Raw genomic sequence first — 3,263 nt, 5'->3', positions numbered from 1 at the left:
CATTCGAGACCGGCGTGGTCGTACGCAATAACGGTGCCGACGAGATGGAGAAGTACAACGCGCATCAAAGCTACGATGACGAACAGCTGGAGCGGATCCTCAATCGTCCACCTTATGAGGTGTACACGCTGTACGTCGGCTCTGACGGCCAGATGAACTCCCAGGCCCTGCCATGGCTTGGCCTCAAGATGCGCACCTTCGCGCGCAACCAGGCGGATGAACTGCCAAGCGACCCGCCACCGTTTGCGCAAAGCGAACCGCGCTTCCGCACCATCCTCAACAGCCTGCGCCTGCGTGCCACCGTGCCGGCCCTGCCTGAGGTCACGGCGCTGGGCAAGGGGTACGGCGCAAGGACCTCGAACGATGTCATCCCGGGAGGTCAACCATGAGAGGCGCCATTCGCCTGCATGACCGTACCGATCAGGACGGCTATGTCGAGAGCGCAAGCGGAGAGATCGTCATCGACGGCCGCCCTGTTGCCCTGGTCGGCGATGTGGTCAATTGCTCGCTGCCCAGCCATGGAAAGAGCGCCATCCTGCCCGGCGCGAGCCAGATCTATTGCGGCAACCGGCAGGTTGCGTTGCACGGATTCATTGCCGGATGCGGATGCCGGTTGTTATCCAGTACTACCGGGTTCGGAGAATGACCATGACCTGGCCAATTCCTGCATTCGCGCCCATCGCCACACCCGGCCTTCCTCGCGCCCGCTTATGGCTTGCGCTCCTGGTCTTGTTCCTTGCTGCCGGCGCGCTCGCCACGGCATGGCTATGGCCAGAAGGCCGTCCGGCGTCAGGCCTGCGCTTCTGGCTTGGTATTGCCGGCATACCTGCGCTTGCGTGGATGGCGGCATTCGGCGTTCGGCTCCTGGTCTACGGCAATGCCAGTGGCAAGGCCACCCTCATGACGAGTATCCAGGAGCACTCGCTCGCGCAATGGCGTGCCTGGGGAAACCAGCGACTCGCGGTGCTCGACGTCGTGCTGATGTTGCCTGACACCGAAAGAGTTTCTGAAGCGGATCTTATCCACGACATGATTGTCGATGCACCGCGATTGGAACCCAGTCCCGGCGTTCCCAGACAAATCCAAGACCTTGACAAGCGCGATCCGTTTTCAGTCCGAGAGAAAGGGCTGTTCATCCTGTTGCTACAAGAGGTCCGCGGATCGGCCTACAACGTCCACGCGGGCGTAAAGGGTTCGGTGGAGATCGTTGGGGTAAGCATGACAGACCATGCCACCACGAACGCCGGACCTCAAATGGCCGAACTGCTCGACGGAGCCAGCTTGGACCCTTTCCATGGTGAACCGCCCAAGGAAGCCGTGGATGCATCCGTCATAGGTCTGTTCGCGCACTGGTCCACGGAAGCCCCCAAGCGTTGCGGCCTGTTCATGGCCACGCAGCTATGGGGCGACGGGGACGAGGGCACCGTGTCGGAGGGGGGAGTGGGCATGACCCTCGCGACTGACATCACAGCGCGCGCAGCCGGCGCTGCACCGGCCGCATGGCTTCGCCGGCCGATGCAAACGTCATTGGAGAACCTCGAGACAGACCTCGAAACGCTGCTGGGAACCCAGGGTCCAGTCCCACCCCTCGCCCGCTGGTGGCTTTGCGGCCTGGACACAAACGCCACAAACAGGCTGCTGGCGCATCCTTTGGTTCGACTCAAGCTGGAGGTGTTGCCGGAGAATCCGAACCAGGCGATTTCAATCGACACGTTCTCGGGTCCGTGCGGCGGGCTATGCGAATGGCAAGCGCTGGCGGCCGCATGTATCGCGGCGGAACTGCAGCAGACAGCACAGTTCTTCGCGGCTCGCAACCGGAACGGGATCGTAATGGGACGTATTGATCCACCTGAACCCAGCGCAGAGACGCCATGAACATTACATACTTCGCAATCGCGCTCGTGTTGATCGCAGTCACGATCTTGGTCGGCGGATTTTTCTTCCTCTTCTTCGAAGTCAGCGAGATCGAAGCCTGGGTACGCAACAACTGGAAAGCCTTGGCAGCGGGGACGGCGCTCGTTGTGTTGCTGATTGCGGTCGTTATCCTTCGATCAAGGGTTGCTGCCGTTCGTCTTCGAAAGGAGGCGGGGGCGACGCTACCAGATGCCGGTGGCAAGATGGCCAATGCAGAAGGCGTTCCGGCGCACCCCTCGCTGCGGGATAGCCTGCGCGCCAACGATGGCGCCTTCTGGCAACGCCGTTCCCCTCGAATACTGCTATGCGGCGACGACAGGACGATGGTAAAACTGCTTCCTGAAATCATGGCCACGGGCACATTTGCGACGGGGGCTAACTCGGTTCTCATCCGAGCCGCCAACGGCGAAAATGGGAGCGTGGACGCTGCGTACCTGCGCCAACTGCGAACGTTGCACCGACGCGGCCCAGTGGACGCGGTGGTTCTTGTTTCCAACGGTGAAACCGCCGCACGAAATCAGCATGGCGATCTCGCGACACGGGGGACGGATCTTTCGCATATCGCCGAAGCCCTGCGCTGGTCCGCCCCGGTTTTCGTTCTCGAGGTCGGCGGCGCAGAGACATCCGGCAGCGGGAATGTACCTGTCGTCGGTTGCGAGTTACGCTTTGATCCGAGTGCCACCGCCGTGGAGGTCGCCCTTGCGCATCTCCGCGATCGTCTTGCCCGGCGCGGTACCGAGCGATTGAGCGCAGTCCCCGGTGACCGTTACCTTGCGGAGTTGTCTCAGCGGCTCGATGCGCGGATCAAGACGCTCGCCGACTGGGCGGGAAAACTTGGCGGCACCCATGGCGGACGCTCTGCATTGGCGGGGTTCGTGTTCGCTCCGCTACCGGCTGACGCGAAAGACGGGGAGGCATATACCAGTTCCACTCTCCCCCTCTGGCAACACATCGCCGATTCCGCCCGCCGCCACCGCGGCCGGCGCGTGGGCTTTCATCCTGTCACCGTGTGTTCGACCATCGCCCTCGGCGCCATCGGGCTATGGACCGCCGGGATGCTGCTGTCCGGCTTCCAGAACGCCCGCAATATCCACGCCGCGCAGTCGGCTATCGATGCCAATGCTGCCGCACCCAGTCCAGCCGGGCGCCTGCGCTCGCTCCTCACTCTGCAACACCAGATCGCACGCTACGAACCCCGCGCCGGTCATCACGCGCCGCTCACCACCCGCTTCGGCCTGAACCGCGACGCCGCCCTGCTTGCGGCCATGTGGAAGCCCTATGCGGCGGCCAGCCGCGAGCTTCTCGTCAGTCCGATTCAGCAGGATCTGGAGGATGTGCTCGTCGATCTC

At 62.8% G+C, this 3,263-nt stretch carries 3 protein-coding genes and 1 pseudogene; all 4 read left to right on the top strand.

The window, feature by feature from the left end; all coding sequences use genetic code 11:
* Positions 1 to 389: pseudogene (locus AB4Z27_RS28580) on the top strand (hypothetical protein); the annotation flags it as partial.
* Entirely contained in the window at positions 386 to 646 is a 261-nt protein-coding gene (locus AB4Z27_RS28575) for a PAAR domain-containing protein (RefSeq protein ID WP_149138285.1), read from the top strand. The pseudogene AB4Z27_RS28580 and the gene AB4Z27_RS28575, both read left to right, overlap by 4 nt.
* 2 nt (positions 647 to 648) lie before the next feature.
* Positions 649 to 1,875, top strand: a complete 1,227-nt coding sequence (locus AB4Z27_RS28570) for a hypothetical protein (protein ID WP_441645922.1) — start codon at positions 649 to 651, stop codon at positions 1,873 to 1,875.
* A partial coding sequence (locus AB4Z27_RS28565; protein WP_441645921.1) for an ImcF-related family protein occupies positions 1,872 to 3,263 on the top strand: 1,392 nt, incomplete at its 3' end. The genes AB4Z27_RS28570 and AB4Z27_RS28565, both read left to right, overlap by 4 nt.

It is taken from the genome of Cupriavidus sp. KB_39, from assembly GCF_052114485.1.
In the GTDB taxonomy this organism is placed as follows: Bacteria; Pseudomonadota; Gammaproteobacteria; order Burkholderiales; family Burkholderiaceae; genus Cupriavidus.
This window is presented reverse-complemented; position numbering and strand designations above follow the sequence as displayed.